This is a genomic window from Herbaspirillum sp. C7C8 (assembly GCF_022627875.1).
GTDB lineage: Bacteria > Pseudomonadota > Gammaproteobacteria > Burkholderiales > Burkholderiaceae_D > Herbaspirillum.
This window is the reverse complement of sequence record NZ_JABXGG010000011.1, coordinates 90,794-108,769: the sequence shown is the minus strand read 5'-3', so window position 1 is coordinate 108,769 and position 17,976 is coordinate 90,794. Positions and strand designations below refer to the sequence as shown.

Annotated in this window: 18 protein-coding genes; 11 read left to right on the top strand and 7 right to left on the bottom strand. The window is 62.4% G+C overall.

Annotated features, from left to right (window positions below; genetic code table 11):
• Positions 1-70: 70 nt before the first annotated feature.
• The 4 genes from HWE01_RS14395 (at position 71) to HWE01_RS14380 (ending at position 3,391) form a co-directional block, all read left to right on the top strand.
• Positions 71-1,561: an RNA polymerase factor sigma-54 gene (locus HWE01_RS14395; protein ID WP_008332145.1), complete on the top strand. Its 1,491-nt coding sequence runs from the start codon at positions 71-73 to the stop codon at positions 1,559-1,561.
• A 153-nt stretch (positions 1,562-1,714) separates the two neighbouring features.
• The gene (gene hpf / locus HWE01_RS14390) at positions 1,715-2,077 is read left to right on the top strand and encodes a ribosome hibernation-promoting factor, HPF/YfiA family (protein ID WP_008332148.1); all 363 of its coding nucleotides are present in this window, start codon (positions 1,715-1,717) and stop codon (positions 2,075-2,077) included.
• 374 nt (positions 2,078-2,451) lie between these two features.
• Complete coding sequence (gene grxD, locus HWE01_RS14385) at positions 2,452-2,763, top strand: Grx4 family monothiol glutaredoxin (RefSeq protein ID WP_008332149.1); 312 nt, start codon at positions 2,452-2,454, stop codon at positions 2,761-2,763.
• A 25-nt stretch (positions 2,764-2,788) separates the two neighbouring features.
• Positions 2,789-3,391 (top strand): UbiX family flavin prenyltransferase, encoded by a 603-nt coding sequence (locus HWE01_RS14380; protein ID WP_008332151.1) that lies wholly within the window; start codon positions 2,789-2,791, stop codon positions 3,389-3,391.
• A 170-nt stretch (positions 3,392-3,561) separates the two neighbouring features.
• Here HWE01_RS14380 and HWE01_RS14375 read toward each other — a convergent pair whose 3' ends face one another.
• The gene (locus HWE01_RS14375) at positions 3,562-4,320 is read right to left on the bottom strand and encodes an SDR family oxidoreductase (protein WP_175344400.1); all 759 of its coding nucleotides are present in this window, start codon (positions 4,318-4,320) and stop codon (positions 3,562-3,564) included.
• Between the two features lie 165 nt (positions 4,321-4,485).
• Positions 4,486-7,167 (bottom strand): alpha-ketoglutarate dehydrogenase, encoded by a 2,682-nt coding sequence (mdeB, locus tag HWE01_RS14370; protein ID WP_241822165.1) that lies wholly within the window; start codon positions 7,165-7,167, stop codon positions 4,486-4,488.
• A 274-nt stretch (positions 7,168-7,441) separates the two neighbouring features.
• Between mdeB and HWE01_RS14365 the strand changes: the two genes are divergently transcribed.
• Complete coding sequence (locus tag HWE01_RS14365; protein WP_006461679.1) at positions 7,442-7,921, top strand: Lrp/AsnC family transcriptional regulator; 480 nt, start codon at positions 7,442-7,444, stop codon at positions 7,919-7,921.
• Between the two features lie 83 nt (positions 7,922-8,004).
• Here HWE01_RS14365 and HWE01_RS14360 read toward each other — a convergent pair whose 3' ends face one another.
• The gene (locus HWE01_RS14360) at positions 8,005-8,526 is read right to left on the bottom strand and encodes a response regulator (RefSeq protein ID WP_008332160.1); all 522 of its coding nucleotides are present in this window, start codon (positions 8,524-8,526) and stop codon (positions 8,005-8,007) included.
• A gap of 232 nt (positions 8,527-8,758) precedes the next feature.
• Here HWE01_RS14360 and HWE01_RS14355 point away from each other — a divergent pair, with 232 nt between their 5' ends.
• Positions 8,759-9,190, top strand: coding sequence for a hypothetical protein (locus HWE01_RS14355; RefSeq protein ID WP_241822164.1), 432 nt, complete (start codon positions 8,759-8,761; stop codon positions 9,188-9,190).
• Positions 9,191-9,224: 34 nt separating this feature from the next.
• Here the strand turns inward: HWE01_RS14355 and HWE01_RS14350 are convergent, their stop codons facing one another.
• The gene (locus HWE01_RS14350; RefSeq protein WP_241822163.1) at positions 9,225-10,103 is read right to left on the bottom strand and encodes an AraC family transcriptional regulator; all 879 of its coding nucleotides are present in this window, start codon (positions 10,101-10,103) and stop codon (positions 9,225-9,227) included.
• A gap of 170 nt (positions 10,104-10,273) precedes the next feature.
• Between HWE01_RS14350 and HWE01_RS14345 the strand changes: the two genes are divergently transcribed.
• A complete protein-coding gene (locus HWE01_RS14345; RefSeq protein ID WP_241822162.1) occupies positions 10,274-11,113 on the top strand; it encodes a CPBP family intramembrane glutamic endopeptidase in 840 nt (279 codons plus the stop codon).
• Positions 11,114-11,125: 12 nt separating this feature from the next.
• Here the strand turns inward: HWE01_RS14345 and HWE01_RS14340 are convergent, their stop codons facing one another.
• Positions 11,126-11,692, bottom strand: a complete 567-nt coding sequence (locus tag HWE01_RS14340; RefSeq protein ID WP_175344405.1) for a pyridoxamine 5'-phosphate oxidase family protein — start codon at positions 11,690-11,692, stop codon at positions 11,126-11,128.
• Positions 11,693-11,820: 128 nt separating this feature from the next.
• Positions 11,821-12,987, bottom strand: a complete 1,167-nt coding sequence (locus HWE01_RS14335; RefSeq protein ID WP_241822161.1) for a 4-hydroxybenzoate 3-monooxygenase — start codon at positions 12,985-12,987, stop codon at positions 11,821-11,823.
• A 220-nt stretch (positions 12,988-13,207) separates the two neighbouring features.
• Between HWE01_RS14335 and HWE01_RS14330 the strand changes: the two genes are divergently transcribed.
• Complete coding sequence (locus tag HWE01_RS14330; protein ID WP_008332168.1) at positions 13,208-14,119, top strand: helix-turn-helix domain-containing protein; 912 nt, start codon at positions 13,208-13,210, stop codon at positions 14,117-14,119.
• 74 nt (positions 14,120-14,193) lie between these two features.
• Here the strand turns inward: HWE01_RS14330 and HWE01_RS14325 are convergent, their stop codons facing one another.
• A complete protein-coding gene (locus HWE01_RS14325; RefSeq protein ID WP_175344408.1) occupies positions 14,194-14,994 on the bottom strand; it encodes an IclR family transcriptional regulator domain-containing protein in 801 nt (266 codons plus the stop codon).
• 253 nt (positions 14,995-15,247) lie between these two features.
• Here HWE01_RS14325 and pcaH point away from each other — a divergent pair, with 253 nt between their 5' ends.
• The 3 genes from pcaH (at position 15,248) to pcaB (ending at position 17,940) form a co-directional block, all read left to right on the top strand.
• On the top strand, positions 15,248-15,940 hold the full coding sequence (pcaH, locus tag HWE01_RS14320; protein WP_008332170.1) for a protocatechuate 3,4-dioxygenase subunit beta: 693 nt from the start codon (positions 15,248-15,250) through the stop codon (positions 15,938-15,940).
• 19 nt (positions 15,941-15,959) lie between these two features.
• Positions 15,960-16,472 (top strand): peptidase associated/transthyretin-like domain-containing protein, encoded by a 513-nt coding sequence (locus tag HWE01_RS14315; RefSeq protein ID WP_008332171.1) that lies wholly within the window; start codon positions 15,960-15,962, stop codon positions 16,470-16,472.
• A gap of 100 nt (positions 16,473-16,572) precedes the next feature.
• Complete coding sequence (gene pcaB, locus HWE01_RS14310; protein ID WP_241822160.1) at positions 16,573-17,940, top strand: 3-carboxy-cis,cis-muconate cycloisomerase; 1,368 nt, start codon at positions 16,573-16,575, stop codon at positions 17,938-17,940.
• Positions 17,941-17,976 lie beyond the last annotated feature (36 nt).

Here is a 17,976-nt window from a genome sequence, read left to right as displayed (position 1 = left end):
CACCGACACCCAGGCATCACGCAACGACAGGCACAGCAACCCGCGGGCCACGCCGCTTTCAGAAAGACAGATGAAACAGTCGCTCCAGTTACGTACCTCGCAGCACCTCGCATTGACGCCGCAACTGCAGCAGTCGATCAGGCTGCTGCAACTGTCGACGCTGGAACTGCACCAGGAACTGGAACAGATCCTCTCCGACAATCCCCTGCTGGAGCGTCTCGATGACGCTCTCGACAATTCGGTGCGTCTGCTGGCCGACGGTGCCGTCTCCAGTTCGCCTTCCAGTGGCGTGGCCGACACCCCTCATGAAAACAGCGGCGAAGCGACGCCCGCTGCCAGCGATGGCGATTCCAGCTTCGAGTACCAGGACAACAATCCGGACACCGGTGTCACCGGTGATGCCGACTGGAGCTTCGATGACGTCGCCCGCAGCGGCAAGTCACCCGATGACGACGATGCCCGCCCGCAGCTGGAAGCCCATGAACTGACCCTGCGCGAACACCTGCTGGAACAGATCCGCGTGACTGCGCGCACCCTGCGCGATCGTGCGCTGCTGGAACTGCTCACCGATGCGCTCGACGAGAGCGGCTATCTGGAAGAACCGCTGGAAGACATCCTCGCGCGCCTGCCTGAAGAGCTGGGTATCGACATGGAAGAGCTGTCGATTTCGCTCAAGCTGCTGCAGAGCCTGGACCCGGCCGGCGTGGGCGCGCGCAGTGCCGGCGAATGCCTGGCCTTGCAGATCCGCCGCCTGCCCAAGATCCCCTTTGTCACGCGCAAGCTGGCGCTGAGGATCGTTGAGGATTACCTGCCGCTGTTCGCCCAGCGCGACTTCAACAAGATCAAGAAGGCTCTCGATTGTGATGACGAAGACCTGCGTGAAGCCCAGGCCGTGATCCGCCAGTGCCGTCCGCATCCGGGTGCCGAATTCGCGCGTGACGCCTCGGACTACGTGGTGCCGGACGTGATTGTCAAGCAGACAAAGAACGGCTGGCAGGTCATGCTCAACCATGAGGTCATGCCCAAGCTGCGCGTCAATGCGATGTACGCCAGTGCCTTGAAGCAGGCCAAGGGCGAAGGTTCGCTGTCCTCGCAGTTGCAGGAAGCCAAGTGGCTCATCAAGAACATGCGGCAACGTTTCGATACAATTTTGCGCGTCGCGCAGGCTATTGTGGAACGTCAAAGAAACTTCTTTTCCCATGGTGCAGTGGCCATGCGCCCCCTTGTGCTGCGTGAAATTGCTGATACACTGGGTCTACACGAGAGCACCATCTCTCGCGTGACGACTCAGAAATACATGCTCACTCCGCATGGTATGTTTGAGTTGAAATACTTCTTCGGTAGCCACGTCGCGACTGAAACCGGAGGCGAAGCTTCCTCCACCGCGATACGGGCGCTGATCAAACAGTTGATAGGAGCCGAAAACCCGCAGACCCCATTATCCGATAGCAAGATTGCGGATATGCTGGCAGAACAAGGCATGGTGGTCGCGCGACGCACAGTCGCCAAATACCGCGAAGTGTTGAAGATTCCGCCAGTCAATCTCCGCAAGTCCCTCTGAGTTTTTCCTCAGTTTTTCTGCAGTACCGTTGCTGTGTTCAGGCAAGCATCCCGACTGATGCCCACGCCATCCGACACGAAGACCGTGCCCGTGGTACAGCTGCAGCAGGATCGATTGCACGAACCTCCAGTGACTTCACGATAGGAGTCTTGTATGAATCTGACCATCAGTGGACACCACCTCGAACTGACCCCCGCCATCCGGGAATACGTGCAAAGCAAGCTCTCGCGTATCAAGCGCCATTTCGACAACGTGATCGACGTCAGCGTGATCCTGAGCGTAGATAAACTCACAGAAAAGGAAAAGCGCCAAAAAGCGGAAATCAACGTCCACATCAAGGGGAAGGATCTACATGCGGAAAGCATCGCACACGACCTCTACGCTGCCATTGACACCCTGATCGACAAGCTCGATCGCCAGGTCATCAAGCACAAGGACAAGTTGCAGGAGCATCACTCCATTGCCAAGCGCCTGCCGGACGACACGCCCGAGGATGCGGTAGCCGGAGCGGCATAAGCCAGGACACCAACGGCAAGCCACCTCGCAGCCTGCAGGGCTGCTGAGAAAGCCAGCCGGATTTCACGAGGAAGGGGCGCGCAAGCGCCCTTTTTCATTGGGGCCACAGCATCGGCGATGCCTGTGAAAAACATATAAATCATTACGCCGGGCAACTTCCCGGCAAAACCGCAGTGAACATTGTTCATCGCTCTGCTTGAATGTCTTGCGCAGCACCCTCATCTGCTGCCCAGAAGAAACTGCATACGATATAAATCATTTCCCTGATGCAATTTCCCGCCGGCTCAGACGGACGAATGGCGTGCTGCCGATTTCAACGCGCCTGCCGGCTTTTCCCTATAATGTCGGGCAATCCCATTTTTAAAGGCACAGCCATGAGCGACGTCCAATCCTGGATCAAAGAAACCGTGACCCAAAACCCTGTGGTGCTGTTCATGAAGGGCACCGCGCAGTTCCCGCAATGCGGCTTTTCCGGCAAGGCCATCCAGCTGCTCAAGGCCAGCGGCGCCGAGAACATCGTCACCGTCAACGTGCTGGAAAGCCCCGACGTGCGCCAGGGCATCAAGGAATACTCGAACTGGCCGACCATTCCCCAGCTGTACGTGAAGGGCGAATTCGTCGGTGGCTCCGACATCATGAGCGAGATGTACGCCTCGGGCGAGCTGCAGACCCTGATCAAGGGCTGAGTCTGCCCTGCCCCGTAGAGCGCGCATGAGTGCTTCTTCCAGTCAGCCCCGCCAGCGCCTGATCGTTGCGATCACCGGGGCCACCGGGGCCATCTATGGTGTCCGGCTGCTGGAACACCTGCGCAAGCATGGTCAGGTGGAGACGCATCTGATGGTCTCCGAAGCCGGCGTGCTCAATCTGCACCAGGAACTGGACATGCGGCGCAAGGATGTGGAAGCGCTGGCCGATGTGGTGCACAACGTGCGCGATGTCGGCGCGTGCATCGCCAGTGGCTCGTTCGCCTCTGCCGGCATGGTGGTGGCGCCCTGTTCGATGAAGACCCTGGCCGCCGTGGCGCATGGCCTCTCCGACAATCTCATCACCCGTGCAGCCGATGTGGTGCTCAAGGAACGCCGCCGACTGGTGCTGATGGTGCGCGAGACCCCGTTCAATCTGGCCCATCTGCGCAACATGACCTCAGTCACGGAAATGGGCGGCGTGATCTTCCCGCCCCTGCCCGGCTTCTACCAGCGCCCTGCGTCCATGGAAGAAATGGTGGATCACACCCTGGGGCGCGTGCTGGACATGTTCGGGATTGCCATGCAGTTGACGCCGGAGTGGCAGGGCATGAAGGGTAATCCGGGCTGACGTTCTTCGTGTCCCGCAACATCTCTTCCGACGCCGGATTGCAAATATCTCAGATTGGCGTGGGTCCTGCGCTGATCATCGGCTAGAGGATCAAGCCTTTCAGCGCTTCAGAAAAATGGCCGCAGCTCATCACTGCGGCCATTTCTTCATTTCGGAACAAACAAGGGCCATCAACCCCGCCCGATATAGGGCATCTTGGTCGCCATCACGGTCATGAACTGCACATTGGCCTCCAGCGGCAGGCTGTCCATGTAGAGGATGGCCCGGGCCACGTGTTCGGCATCCATGGTCGGCTCGACCTTGGTGGAGCCGTCGGCCTGCAGCGTTCCCTTCTTCATCAGGGTGGTCATGTCGGTGGAGGCATTGCCGATATCGATCTGGCCGCAGGCGATGTCATAGGCGCGGCCATCCAGCGAGGTGGCCTTGGTCAGACCCGTGATGGCGTGCTTGGTCGCGGTATAGGATGCCGAGAACGGACGCGGCGCATGCGCCGAAATCGAACCGTTGTTGATGATGCGGCCACCGCGCGGCGACTGCTCCTTCATGATGCGGAAGGCTTCCTGGGTGCAGAGGAAAACCCCGGTCAGGTTGATGTCCACCGCCGCCTTCCACTGCTCCACGCTCAGTTCTTCCAGCGACACCGGCGGGGCGAAGATGCCGGCATTGTTGAACAGCATGTCCAGCCGCCCGAAGCGTTCGCGCGTCCTGGCGAAGAGCTGCTTCACCGACGCCGGATCAGTCACGTCGGCCGCCACCACCAGCGCATGGGCAGCGTGTTCAGCGGCCAGCCTGACCGTCTCTTCCAGCGCCTCCTGGCGACGTCCGGCCAGCGTCACGCCATAGCCTTCGCGCAGCAGCGCCAGGGTGATCTGCCGGCCGATGCCGGAACCTGCGCCGGTCACCAGCGCAATACGTTTGGGTGCAGCCATCGTGTGTACTCCTCACTCACGGTATGTCATGGACGATGCGCATCACGGCGCAATAAAAAACCGCCCGTGATGCACGGGCGGTTTTCACTATAGCAAACACGGGGTCGCGCCAGATGAGAGATTTTCAATCCGGCGGCCCGGCATTCATCTGTTGCCTCTCACGCTTCATACTGTGGAAGACAGGGGCTTGCCGGTATCGATACCCAAGGTCCGCGCCGCGTCTTCCAAGCGCGCACGATCCTCCCCCCACACTTCACACAAGGCCGTATACGCAATCCAGCGCGCATCGATCTCGAAGAAGTCACGCAGATTCACCCGCGTATCGCTGCGACCAAACCCGTCCGTACCCAAGGTCACATACGGCGCCGGCACGAACGCGCGGATGCTCTCGGGCAAGCTGCGGATGTAATCGCTCACCGCAATCACCGGCGCTGCGCTGCCTTGCAATTGCGCCGTTACATAGGGCTGGGCCGGGCTGGCCGACAGGCGCTGGGCACGTTGCGTCGCCACGCCATCACGTGCCAGCTCGGTATAGCTGGTCACGCTCCACACCTCGGCCTCGATCTGCCAGTGCTGCTGCAGCAGCGCCGCTGCGGCCACGGCCTCCTTGAGAATGGGGCCCGAGCCCAGCAAGCGCACCTGCGCACCCGCCTTGCTACCCAGGCAGTAAAAACCGCGCAGGATCCCCTCCTGCACGCCGTCCGGCAGACTGGGCTGAGCCTCGTTCTCGTTGGTGACAGTGATGTAGTAGAACACGTCATCACCGCGTTCCATCATGCGGCGCATGCCCTCATCCAGGATCACCGCCAGCTCATACGCATAGGCCGGGTCGTACGAAACACAGTTGGGAATCGACGCTGCCGTCACCAGGCTGTTGCCATCCTGATGCTGCAGGCCCTCGCCGCCCAGTGTGGTGCGCCCCGAGGTAGCCCCGATCAGGAAGCCGCGCGCCCGCTGGTCTGCAGCGGCCCAGATCAGATCGCCGATGCGCTGGAAACCGAACATCGAGTAGTAGATGTAGAAGGGCAGCATCGGCGTGCCATGCACCGAGTAGGCAGTGGCCGCTGCGGTCCAGGAAGAAATCGCGCCGGCCTCGGTGATGCCCTCCTCCAGAATCTGTCCATCTTTCGCTTCGCGATAGTAGAGGATGGAACCGATATCCTCCGGCTCATACAACTGCCCTTGCGACGAATAGATGCCGACCTGACGGAACAGGTTGGCCATGCCGAAGGTGCGCGCCTCATCGGCCACGATGGGCACGACATACTGGCCGAAATCCTTGTCCTTCAACAGATTGCCGAGCTGACGCACCAGCGCCATGGTGGAGGACATCTCCTTGCCGTCGGCCTCCAGCGCGAACCGGGCGTGCGCCTCCAGCGGCGGCACCGCGCGCCCTGCCTGCCCGGCCTGGCGGCGCGGCAGATACCCGCCGAGCGCGGCGCGACGGGCATGCAGGTGCTTCATCTCCGGACTGTCATCGGCCGGCTTGTAGAAGGCCAGCTCACGGCATTGATCATCAGTGAGCGGCAGCTTGAAGCGGTCGCGGAACTGCAGCAGGCTTTCTTCATCCAGCTTCTTCTGCTGGTGTGTGGTCATCTTGCCTTCGCCCGCCGCGCCCATGCCGTAGCCCTTCTTGGTCTGCGCCAGAATCACCGTGGGCTGGCCACGATGGCTGGCCGCCGCCTGGTAGGCCGAGAAGATCTTCTTCATGTCATGGCCACCGCGACGCAGGCGATTGATTTCCTCATCGGTGAGCGTGGCGCCGATGGCGCGCGTGCCCGGCGTCTGGCCGAAGAAATGCTGGCGATTGAAAGCACCATCATTGGCGGCGAAGGTCTGCAACTGCCCGTCCACCGTACGATTCAAGGCATCGACCAGTTCGCCGTCCCGGTCACGCGCAAACAACCCATCCCAGTCCGAGCCCCACAAGAGCTTGATGACGTTCCAGCCGGCACCGGCAAAGAGCGTCTCCAGTTCATCGACGATATGACCATTGCCGCGCACCGGCCCATCGAGCCGCTGCAGGTTGCAGTTGACCACGAAGATCAGATTGTCCAGCTTCTCGCGCGAGGCCAGCGAGAGCGCGGCCAGCGATTCGGGCTCGTCCATCTCGCCATCGCCGAAGACGCCCCACACCTTGCGCCCCTGATCCTGCAACAGGCCGCGATGCTCCATGTAGCGCAAAAAGCGCGCCTGGTAGATGGCATTGATGGGGCCGATGCCCATGGAACCGGTCGGGAACTGCCAGAACTGCGGCATCAGCCAGGGATGCGGATAGGACGACAGACCCTGGCGCCCCACCCGCTTGGCCTCGATCTCGCGCCGGTAGTAGGCCAGATCCTCTTCGGCGAGGGCGCCTTCGAGGAAGGCCCGCGCATAGATGCCGGGCGCGGAGTGCGGCTGGAAGTAGACGACATCGCCCGCGAATTGCGCATCGCGGGCGCGGAAGAAGTGGTTGAAGCCGACCTCGAAGAGGTCCGCCGCCGAGGCATAGCTGGCGATATGCCCGCCCAGTTCGCCATAGGCGCGGTTGGCGCGCACCACCATGGCCAGCGCGTTCCAGCGCATGATGCTGGCAATGCGCTCCTCAATGGCCTGGGCATCGGAGCCACCAGGGAAGGGCGGCTCCTGTTCCGGGCGGATCGTGTTGACGTAAGGGGTATTGCGCGCATCGCGCCAGTTCACGCCCCATTGCTGAGCCGCTGCCGACAGCCGCGAAAGCAGGAAGCGCGCGCGTTCCGGACCGGCCTCGGCCAGCACGCTGTGCAGCGCTTGCAGCCACTCCTGGGTTTCCTGGGTATCGAGGTCGATATCGCGGGCAATATCGCTGTCGCTGGGGCGGGACATGTCCACTTCCTGTTCTCCTGTCTGGGTGCGCCGGGCCGGGTGCATCACTGCTCTATGCAAAGAGACGAAAAGCCGGTAAAACACAGGCCGCGCCATCCGTCTCCGAGCACCCGACGCCTTTTTGGCCTTGTTGTCGTTGAGGGCTACTGTGATCGAAGCACCGGACTACGATACGCCCTATGCCCCGGCATGAGTCACTTAAGATGGGAAGTTGCCGTACAATATTCAGCATCCAGTGCTGCGAAACTGAAACTGACAGAATTAAATTTCGATAATGGAACTCGACACCACCGATTTGCGCATCCTGAACATCCTGCAGGAGAACAGTTCGATCAGCAATCTGGAGCTGGCCAGCCGCATCAACCTCTCCCCCTCGCCGACTTTGGCCCGTGTGAAGCGTCTGGAGACCGAAGGCATCATCTCCCGCTATGTAGCGCTGGCCGATCCGCACCTGCTGGGCCTGAAGGTGAACGTTTTTGTCAAAGTCATCCTGGAGCGCCAGGGTGCCGAAGCGCTGGCCCAGTTCGAGACGGCGGTGAGTGCCTTCGATGAGGTCATGGAAGTCTATCTGATGACCGGCGACGAGGATTACCTGCTGCGCATCGTGGTGCCCGACCTGCTGACGCTGGAGCATTTCATCGTCGATCACCTGACCAAGATCCCCGGCATCAAGAACATCCGCTCCAGCTTCGCCCTCAAGCAGATCAAGTACAAGACCGCCCTGCCCACGCCCAAGATCAAGACGCGGCGATAGGCGCTGCGGCGCACATGAAAAAAGGGCCTTGCGGCCCTTTGCTGTTTGATGTTTGCTGATTGCTGCGCCCCACCTTGCCTCACTCAGTGCGACCGTCCGCCGCGCGGCAAGCCATCCTCCTGGCGCCGCTGCGGATGCGCGGGCTCGCCTGCCAGCGCATCCTGCACCACGGCCTCGGCCAGCGGTGCGGCTGCCTCGCTGACATCGCACCAGCGCTCCACCATCGCTACCACGCAACGCGCATAGTGTTCTCCATCGACCGGCTTGGGCAGGTATTCGGTCGCACCGGCCTCCAGTGCCGCACGCTCGCCCTCGGTCTCGTGGGAAGGAAAGACCACCACCGGGGCAGCAGCCAGATGCTTGCTCGCGCGCAACTCGCGCAAAAGCTGCAGGCCGTCGCCGCACTCCATCTCGGACTCCAGCAGAATCAGGCTGGGCGCGCCGCCATCGCTCTGGCGGCGCCCCTGCAGCAGGCAGCGACGCGCCGTCGCCAGGTCCGGGCAGGACCGGAAGAGGCAATGCAGTCCAGCACGCCACAAGGCGAAGCGCGCCAGCTCGGCGGCCTCCTGGCTGGGGTCGATCATGATGATGCTGGGAAAATTCATGCTGCGAGAGAACATCCTGTCAGAGTACACAAGCCGACAATGGCTACAGCACACGTTTTACAGGACTGGCGCGGCGCCCGGCATCGGGAAATTCCTGACTGCGCCAGACAAGAGGGAGACAGACGGTCAGGATTTCCCCGATCGCCGACAGTAGCAAGAATGACTACAGTGACAAGCTCGATGATCCGCTCCAGCAGGATCTGCCCATCTGTACAGCCAGGAAGCCCCGCCGATGTTGCCGTTTGCCAAAGTCCGAGTCCCCGTCCCCACCGCCTTGCTGGGCATGGTCGAGCTGTATGTCAGCGCCTGCACCCGCAGCACCGGCCAGCGCGCCGATGCCCTGCACGACTGGGCCAGCCTGCAGGCCACGCCGCGCAAGGTGCTGGAATGGTTTGCCAGCTCCGGCTTTGCGCCCGGTGGAGAAAAGAGCGCGCTGGCCCGCTTCCAGCCCTGTCCCGAGCGCCTGGTCAGCCTCGACCAGCTCAAACATCGGGTACCGCCGCCGCTGGCGATACCACGCTTCTGGCAGCTCGACGACAGCAACTACGGCTTCGATACCAGCCCGCACCTGCCCTATTGGCTCGCCATGAACAATGCTTCCTTCGTGCCGCTGCTGGTGCCCGCGCACCAGATGGCGCACTTCTCGCGCGCCCTGGTGGCGTGAAGTCTTCTTCCCGTTTTCCCCCTCGCCACAGCGCTTACTTCAAGGGCAGGTAGATATCCGTGAGCAACTCGCCCGGTGGTGTATCGGGCAAGAGATTGAGATAGTGGAAGTACAGCGGGAAATCGCGCAACTCCTCACCACTCTCCGGCAGCCACTGGCGATACAGCGGATAGATGCTCTCTCCCAGGCGTTCATGCGCGCCCGCATGACGCACACGCGCGCAGCGCCCACCCGGGATCAGGGAACTCACCACGGCTTGCGCATTGCCCGGCACCTGTGCGTCCACTTCGCCGCAGATGCCGAAGCGGAATTGCTCCGGGGGCGTGGTGTCGGGATTATCCCAGGCCAGACCGAAGGTACGGCAGCGCTCCACCGGCGACAGCCCGGACGCCTTGCGCCATTCGATGAAGCGCGCCACGGTGGCGTTGAGCTGGTTGACGGGGCCGCGATGCGCCAGCAGGGCAATACGGATGGGTTCGACGTCGACGATTTCTACTTGCACTTGCACTTTCCTTTCAGGGATGCGGAAGACGAAACGCTCGTTCCATGAAGGCCAGTCCGGTGCGCGCCGAAACTGCGAAGGCGACTGGCCGAAGGCACTTCTGAAAGCGCGCGTGAAGGATTCCGGATTTTCGAAACCGGCTTCGAGGGCGATGTCGATGATGCGCCGCTTTGGCTGAAAGGCCAGTTGATGGCTGGCATGCTTCAGACGCATCAGCAGGATGTAGCGCGCCACCCCGACGCCGGTAAAGTCAGCAAACTGCCGCTGGAAATGGAACCGTGAAAAATGGGCGACAGCCGCCAGCTGCTCCATCTCCAGCGGGGCATGGAGATGCGCCTCGATATGATCGAGCACACGTTCGAAGCGGGCTTGATAGCGGGCCTGGCTGGTCTTTTGGCGGTCGTCGTTCATCGGGTCCTCGGTTCACGGGACATACTGTGCAAGAAAGAGCGGAACAAATCCTGACCGAAATTGCGCATCGTGAACAGACCTCAAGCTCTGGCCCTCTGACGGGTCGCCATGTTAAAACACTGGCTTCGTCGCACTCTGCCTTTTTCTCCATGCCTTCCGCTGTTCTCTTGATGCTCGCCATCTGCAGCGTCTGGCTGCCCTCCCTGAGGCTGCCGGGCTGCTGGACCCTCGCACCGTGGCTGCCGCTGCTGACACTGGCCGTGGCCATGGGCCTGCAGGATGGACGACTCGATGCCGGCGCCGCCACAGGCATCGTCCTGCTGGGCGTCACCGCCCTGGGAACGACCCATGCGTCCAACGCATGGCAACGCCGCAGTCTGCTGGCGCTGAGTTTGCTGCTGGCCCTGCTGCTGGCATTGCATCGCTGGCCGGGTTTCCACAATGTGCTGGTGCTCCCGTCAGCGGCCATGACTGCCGATGCGCGGCCCTTCATGCTCTTTGCCAATCTCGACAAAGGAAGCGCCGGACTGCTGTTGCTGGCACTGCTGGCGCCACGCTGCCATGCGTGGCGGGAATGGCGGGAGATGCTCTGCAAGACGCTGCTGCCGGGTGCCGTGACGATCGCGCTCGTGATGGGAGCGGCTTGTGTGGCGGGCCTGGTCAGGCCCGCACTGAAGTGGCCGGACTTTACCGTGGAGTTCCTGTCCATCAATCTGCTGTTGACGGTGGTGGCAGAGGAAGCCTTCTTCCGCGGCGTCATCCAGCATCGGCTGCAAAGCGCCTTGCAGCACATCCGCGGCGGGACAGGGCTGGCAATGACGGCCTCCGCGCTGCTCTTCGGTGCCGCCCATCTTGGCGGCGGCCTGAGCTATGCGGTCATGGCCGGGATGGCCGGCCTCGGTTATGCGTGGGTCTTCCGGCGCACCGGACGTCTGGAGGCGCCGATCCTGCTGCACTTCATGCTCAATGCCGTGCATTTCCTCGGATTCACCTATCCCGCACTGGCCTGATGCGCGCCACCCTCAGGGCGCAATCCACTGCCCTTGCCATGGCACCTGCCCACGTTCAAAACGCGCGCGGCGATGCTGGTTCGGTGTGAGGTCCAGCCATTCGATGCGCTCCAGCCGCACTTCCACCAGGGCAAAATTTTCGAAGCCATCGCCCCTGTCCTGCTCCCGCACATGCCCCTCTTCGGGCTGGGCAATCGGTGTGCCGGGTGCATGCGGGGTCTTGTACAGGATCAGCGTATGCGGCCTGGACCCGGTCCACATGCCCCGAATGCGCGTGGCATCCTGCACCACCTGCGCCACGCCGTTCAGGCGCAGTTGCAGATGACGATCCAGGTCAACCGCCAACATCGCCACGCGGCCATCGGCACGGAGCTCGGCCAGCTTCGGTGAACGCAGATCGGTGTGAAAGCACAGCGTCCCGGCGGAGATATTGGCCTCGCGCAAGACGATGGAACGCAACTGGGGCGCACCGTCCAGGCCCACAGTGGCCAGTTGCCAGATGGTAAACGGGGAACGTGCGGGACTGGCACCGCGGCACAATTCGTCCCAGATCAGGGTGTGGAGTTCGGGCAGGTTCATGCCGCCATTGTAGAGCCTCGCGCGCAGGCGGGTGCGTGCTGCGGATGCCGTCGGGACCATGCTCCGGCAATGACGACGCCCGCTTGCGCGGGCGTTCCGGATTGTGGCTGCAACGGGGCGCCAACGCTTCAGAATGCGCCGACGTAATTCTCCGCCAGTGCCGTCGACAGTGCGCGCGAATTGACCACGTTCTCCAGCTCGGCGCGCTGGATCTGGCGCTGGAAGGGCGAGGCATCCTCGAAGGTATGCAGCATGCTGGTCATCCACCAGGAGAAATACTCGGCGCGCCAGATGCGTTTCAAGGCCTGCTCGGTATAGGACGAGAGCCCTTGCTCGCTGTTGGTGCGATAGAACTCCTCGATGCCCTGGGCCAGGCGCCTGACGTCGCCCACGGCCAGGTTCAGCCCCTTGGCTCCGGTGGGCGGCACGATGTGGGCCGCATCACCAGCCAGGAACAGGCGGCCATGCTGCATCGGCGTGGAGACGAAACTGCGCATGCCGATGATGCCCTTCTGGAAGATCTTGCCCTCCTTGACACGCCAGCCATCGCCGTTTTCCAGGCGGGTATGGAATTCATTCCAGATGCGGTCATCGCTCCAGTTGTCCACGCTGTCCTTGGGATCGCACTGAAAATACAGACGCTGTACCGTCGGCGAGCGTGTGCTGACGAGCACGAAACCACGATCGTGCTGCGCATAGATCAGCTCATCCGAAGAGGGCGGTGCTTCCACCAGCACACCGAACCAGCCGAAGGGATAGATGCGCTGGTAGTCCTGGCGTTTGCCCTCGGGAATGGCCGGGCGCGAGACACCATGGAAGCCATCGCAACCGGCCACGAAATCGGCCTCCAGCGTATGCTGCTCACCCGCGTGCATGAAGCGTACGCACGGCTTGCTGGTCTCGATGCCTTCGATGCTGGTGCCGCTCACACCGAACAGCAACTGCCCCTGCGCAGCCAGGCGGGCGGCCACCAGGTCCTTGATGACTTCATGCTGGGCATAGACGGTAATGGCCTGGCCGGTCAGCTCGGTAAGGTCAATGCGGTGGCGACGCCCCCCGAAGGCCAGCTCGATACCGTGATGCAGCGCGCCTTCGCGCTTCATGCGCTCGCCCACGCCGGTCTCGGTGAGGATGTCCATCGTGCCTTGTTCCAGCACGCCGGCACGGATGGTGGATTCGATGTCTTCGCGGCTGCGCGTTTCCAGCACGACTGATTCGATGCCCTTCAGATGCAGCAGATGGGACAGCAACAAACCGGCCGGGCCGGCGCCGATGATGGCGACTTGGGTACGCATGGTGGAGGTCTCCGTGTAAAGGTCAGGCACCGTTTTCGTTGCAGGCGCACCGTGGCGCGCGCCCGAAGCGGGTGGCATGTCATCTGTTCTTGTTCTTGATGTGAGAGCGATCTTAGACGGCGGTGGTCGAATAAAAAATGGATGATTCCGCCAATTACTTGTACTATTTTTACAGAGCACAATCACAACGCTTGATCGCGACATAGAAGATGGAGACCCTATGCCCTTGCCCCGCAGCAAACCCCGCACCGCCGACGTACCGCAATTTTCCTTGTATGGCGAGGCTTCCCGGCAGGAGGACGCAGAGTCTGTCCATATCGAGCTGATCGAGACACGCAGCCGTGTGCATGACTGGCATATTGCACCGCACACGCATGCCGGGCTTTTTCAGGTACTTTTTTTGATGTCCGGTCATGTCAGCGCGCTGATGGAAGAGGAAGTCTGGGAGGCCGACGGACCGGTGGTCATTACCATTCATCCCTCGCTGGTACACGGTTTCGATTTTTCGGAACAGGCGATCGGCTTCGTACTCACGGTCGATCCGCACGTCGTGTTTTCGGCCGGCGGCAGCGAGGCGCATGGAGAATTGTTCTCGCCCTTGTTCCTGCGACCGATGGCCATCGAACTGGCGCGTGTGCCGGAGCTGCGAGAACGCATGGAAACCCTGCTGCGCCTGCTCATCGCCGAGTCCGCTGCGCCCCGCACCGGTCACACGCTGATGCTGGAATGGCTGGCGCGCAGCGTCATGCTGCTGCTGGTGCGACTGGAAGCGGATCATCGCTCGGCGGAGTTGTCCGGACGCGGCGACTTTGAATTGTTCACGCGCTTTCGTGCGTTGGTGGAGCAGCATTTCAAGCAGCAGTGGCAGGTGGCGGTGTATGCCGACAAGTTGCGCATCACCCCCAGCCGGCTCAATCGCCTGTGCCTGAAGCTGGCCGGGCATTCAGCCTTCGACCTGGCGCAGCAGCGCTTGATTCTGGAGGCTTGTCGCAAGCTGACCTATGTGCCTTCGGGGATTTCGACGATTGCCTATGAACTGGGCTTTCAGGATCCGGCGTATTTCAGCCGGCTCTTCAAACGGCACATGGGCGTGACGCCCAAGCAATATCGGCGTACGCACGTGGAGCAATGAGTATTTCGCATGCCGTTTCCGGCAATGGCGCAAAAACAAAAACCGGTGCGCCATCTTTGAAATTCAGCCACGCCTCACAGCAGCGCCCCCAGCTCCACCTGTATCTTCAACATGGCCGGCAAGCAGCGCTCCACCATGTCTTCCAGCTTCATGCGGGCCGCATGCACGCTGATATTCATCGCCGCCACCACCTCACCGCGGAAGTTGCGCACCGGTACGGCCATGGTGCGCAGACCCAGTTCCAGTTCCTGATCCACCAGCGCATAACCCTGCGCGCGGGCGCGGGCGATTTCCAGTCCCAATCGTTCGACATCGGTGATGGTATGGGCGGTAATGGCCTCCGGCTGGGCACGCGCGAGGATGGCATCGAGCTGCGCCGGGGCCAGGTTGGCCAGCAGGATGCGGCCATTGGCGGTGCAGTAGGCCGGCACCCGCGTACCGGGCTGCAGGGTGGTCGAGACCAGTTGCCCGGCGCTGACCGCGGCCACGCACACCAGCTGGTCATGATCGAGCACCCCGCAGGAAGCCGCCTCGCCCAGCGAATAGGCCAGCCGGTACAGCAGCGGCTGCACGATGCGCGGCAGCCGCGCCGAATGCAGATAGGACTGTCCCAGCCGCAGCACCATCGGCGTGAGCGAGAACGTCTTGTTGTCGTGCCGCATGTAGCCCAGGTGCGTAAGCGTGATCAGATAGCGACGGGCGGCGGCGCGGGTCAGGCCGGTCAGTTGCGCCACCTCGGCGATGGTCAGGCGCGAGCGCTCCTGGTCGAAGGCTTCGATGACCTGCAAGCCTTTTTCCAGCCCTGCCACCAGGTCACGCTTGAGGGGGCCGTCTTCGCTCGCCTCCGGCTCGTCATCGATTGGCTGTTGCTGCATGGGTTCCCCGCCCTGTGGATAAAACAAGCTGATCTCTACCGTTTTCCCGTGGATGCAGAAAATCGGCCATTTGTGCGATTCTCGCACAAAGCGGGCGCATGGCGAATATGCTGCGCTGCGTTGGCCTTGAGAGCGGTGTCGGGCTTGCCTACTATCTGTCCACACCCAAGCACGGCGCGCCAATCGCCCATTCCGGCAGGCAAGGAATTCGAGGACGACGCCGCATTCATCCCCGTCGACCTGAGGAGACCTCATGCAATTCGATGCCATCGAACCCGGAGTCTATCCGGAACTGATCTATCCCCCCTACAAGTCCACCGTCAAGCGCGGCCCTACGCAAGCACCGCTGCGCGTGCGCGACGAGACCGCCACCGGCACCAATCTGTTCGCCTCGCCCCGGCTGATCCTGCCGCACGACATGGACCTGACCGCGCAGGGCAAGGGCGAGCCGCTGGGCGAGAAGATCGTCGTCACCGGTCGCGTGCTGGACGAAGATGGCAAGCCGGTGCGCAACTCCCTGCTGGAAGTCTGGCAATGCAATGCAGCCGGGCGCTACTTCCACAAGAAGGACCAGCACGATGCGCCGCTGGATCCCAACTTCACCGGTTTTGGAAAGATGCTCACCGATGACAATGGCCGCTATCGTTTCGTCACCATCAAGCCCGGTCCGTATCCCTGGGGCAATCACCACAAGGCCTGGCGTCCGGCGCACATCCACTTCTCGCTGTTCGGCAACATCTATGCGCAGCGTCTGGTGACGCAGATGTATTTTCCCAGCGATCCGCTGTTCGCCTACGATCCGATCTTCCAGAGCATCCCTGATGAGGCTGCCCGCCAGCGCCTGATCTCGCGCTTCTCGCTGGAGGAGACGGTCGATGACAAGATGCTGGGCTATGAATTCGACATCGTCCTGCGCGGCCGCAACGCCACGCCCATGGGCATCTGAACACAAGGCAGGAGACCACATGAGCAACATCACCACTTCGCAAACCATCGGCCCCTTCCCGCACGAAGCCTGGGCCTGGGCCGTGGAACTGACCTCCCGCGTGGAGAGCAGTGCACCGCAGGTCAAGATCAGCGGCGCCATTCTCGATGGCGATGGCGTTCCCATCAATGACGCCTGGGCCGAAGCCTGGCTGCCGGGCAGCGCTGCGTCAGAAACTTCACATGCCATTCCCGGATATCGCCGCGTGCCCACCAATGAGGAGGGCGGGTTCACATTTTCGATTTCGCAGCCCCAGGCGCCGGCTGGCAAGCCGGTCGCTTACGTGACCGTGTTTGCGCGCGGCCTGGTCAAGCACCAGTTCACGGCCGTCTTCCTGGAGGACGACCCGGCGCTGGCGCAATCGGCCCTGCTGGAGCAGGTCCCGGCCGACCGTCGTGACACCCTGATTGCCCGCAAGCAGCCTGACGGCAGCTACCTGTGGAATATCCACATGCAGGGTGCGCGCGAGACGGTATTCTTCGACTACATCTGAACGCCCTCTTCGGCGTGACGAGCATGGGGATCCGCAAGCATTTGCTTGCCGGATCCCGCTTGCGTTGGATCGCGCCGCAAGGGCAAGCACTGGAGACTTCATGAGCGTTTCGATCTTCGACAGCTTCCTCACCACTTCCGACATGATTGCGGTGTTCGACGACCAGGCGGTGGTACAAGCCATGCTGCGCTTCGAACAGGTTCTGGCCGAGGCCGAAGCCGCCGAGGGCATCATCCCCGAGGCCGCCGCGCGTGCCATTGCCAGCGTCTGCCGCGCCCCGCTCTACGACATCAACGCCCTCATCGTGGCCGGTCGGCGCGCCGGTGCGCTGGCCATTCCGCTGGTCAAGGAATTGCAACGCACGGTCGCCCTCTACAGCGAAGAATCCGCCACCCACGTGCACTGGGGCAGCACCAGCCAGGATGTGCTGGATACGGCCATGGTGCTGGTCACGCGTGAAGCCTTGCGGCTGGTCGATGGCGAACTGGATCAGCTGGCGCGCCGCCTGCTGGACTTGTCGCAATCCCATCTGGATACACCGGTGCTGGCGCGCACGCTGATGCAGCCGGCGCAGGTGACCAGTCTGGGCTTCAAGTTCTGCAACTGGGCCGCGCCCCTGTTGCGTTCGCGCGCGCAATTGCAGGCGCTGGCCGGGCGCGCCTTGCAACTGCAACTGGGTGGTGCGGTCGGTACGCTGGCGGTGCTGGGTGACAAAGGGCCAGCGGTGGCGGCACGCATGGCTGCGGCCCTCGATTTGAAGACCCCCGAGGCGGCCTGGCATACCCAGCGTGACGAGTGGATACGCCTGGGTACCGAGATGGCGGTGCTGGCGGGCAGCCTGGGCAAGATCGCCACCGACCTGTCACTGATGGCACAGGGCGAGATTGCCGAACTGGCCGAGCCCTCCGGCAATGGTCGTGGCGGGTCGTCGGCGATGCCGCACAAGCGCAATCCGGTGTCGTCCATGATCGCCCTGGCCGCTGCTACCCGAGCGCCACAGCAAGCCGCCACGCTGCTGGGTGCGATGTCGCAGCAGCACGAACGCGGGCTGGGCAACTGGCAGGCCGAACTGGCCGAATGGCCGGGGCTTTTCCTTGGTGTGCACGGTGCACTGCGCGCGCTCAATGATGCCTTTGCCGGGCTGGTCATTGATGAGGCGCGCATGCTGCGCAACATCGATGCCTTGCAGGGTCTGGTGTTTGCCGAGTCGGCCTCGATTGCGCTGGCTGGCGTCATCGGTCGCCCACGGGCACATAGTCTGCTGGAACAACTCACGCGCAAGGCTGTAGCCGATGGCGCGCAGCTGGTTGACGTGCTGGTCGATGCCGTAGAGGGGGATGCGCAGTTGCGCCAGGAAATCGACCTGGGCATGTTGCGTGGCCTGTTCGATCCGGTGCAAGCCACCCGCCCTGCGCGCCGCATTGCCGAAGGGCGGCTTGAACACTTGCGCGCCCAGCTGGCGCACTGACCTGCTGAATTCTCCACCTCCACCCATCACACCGAG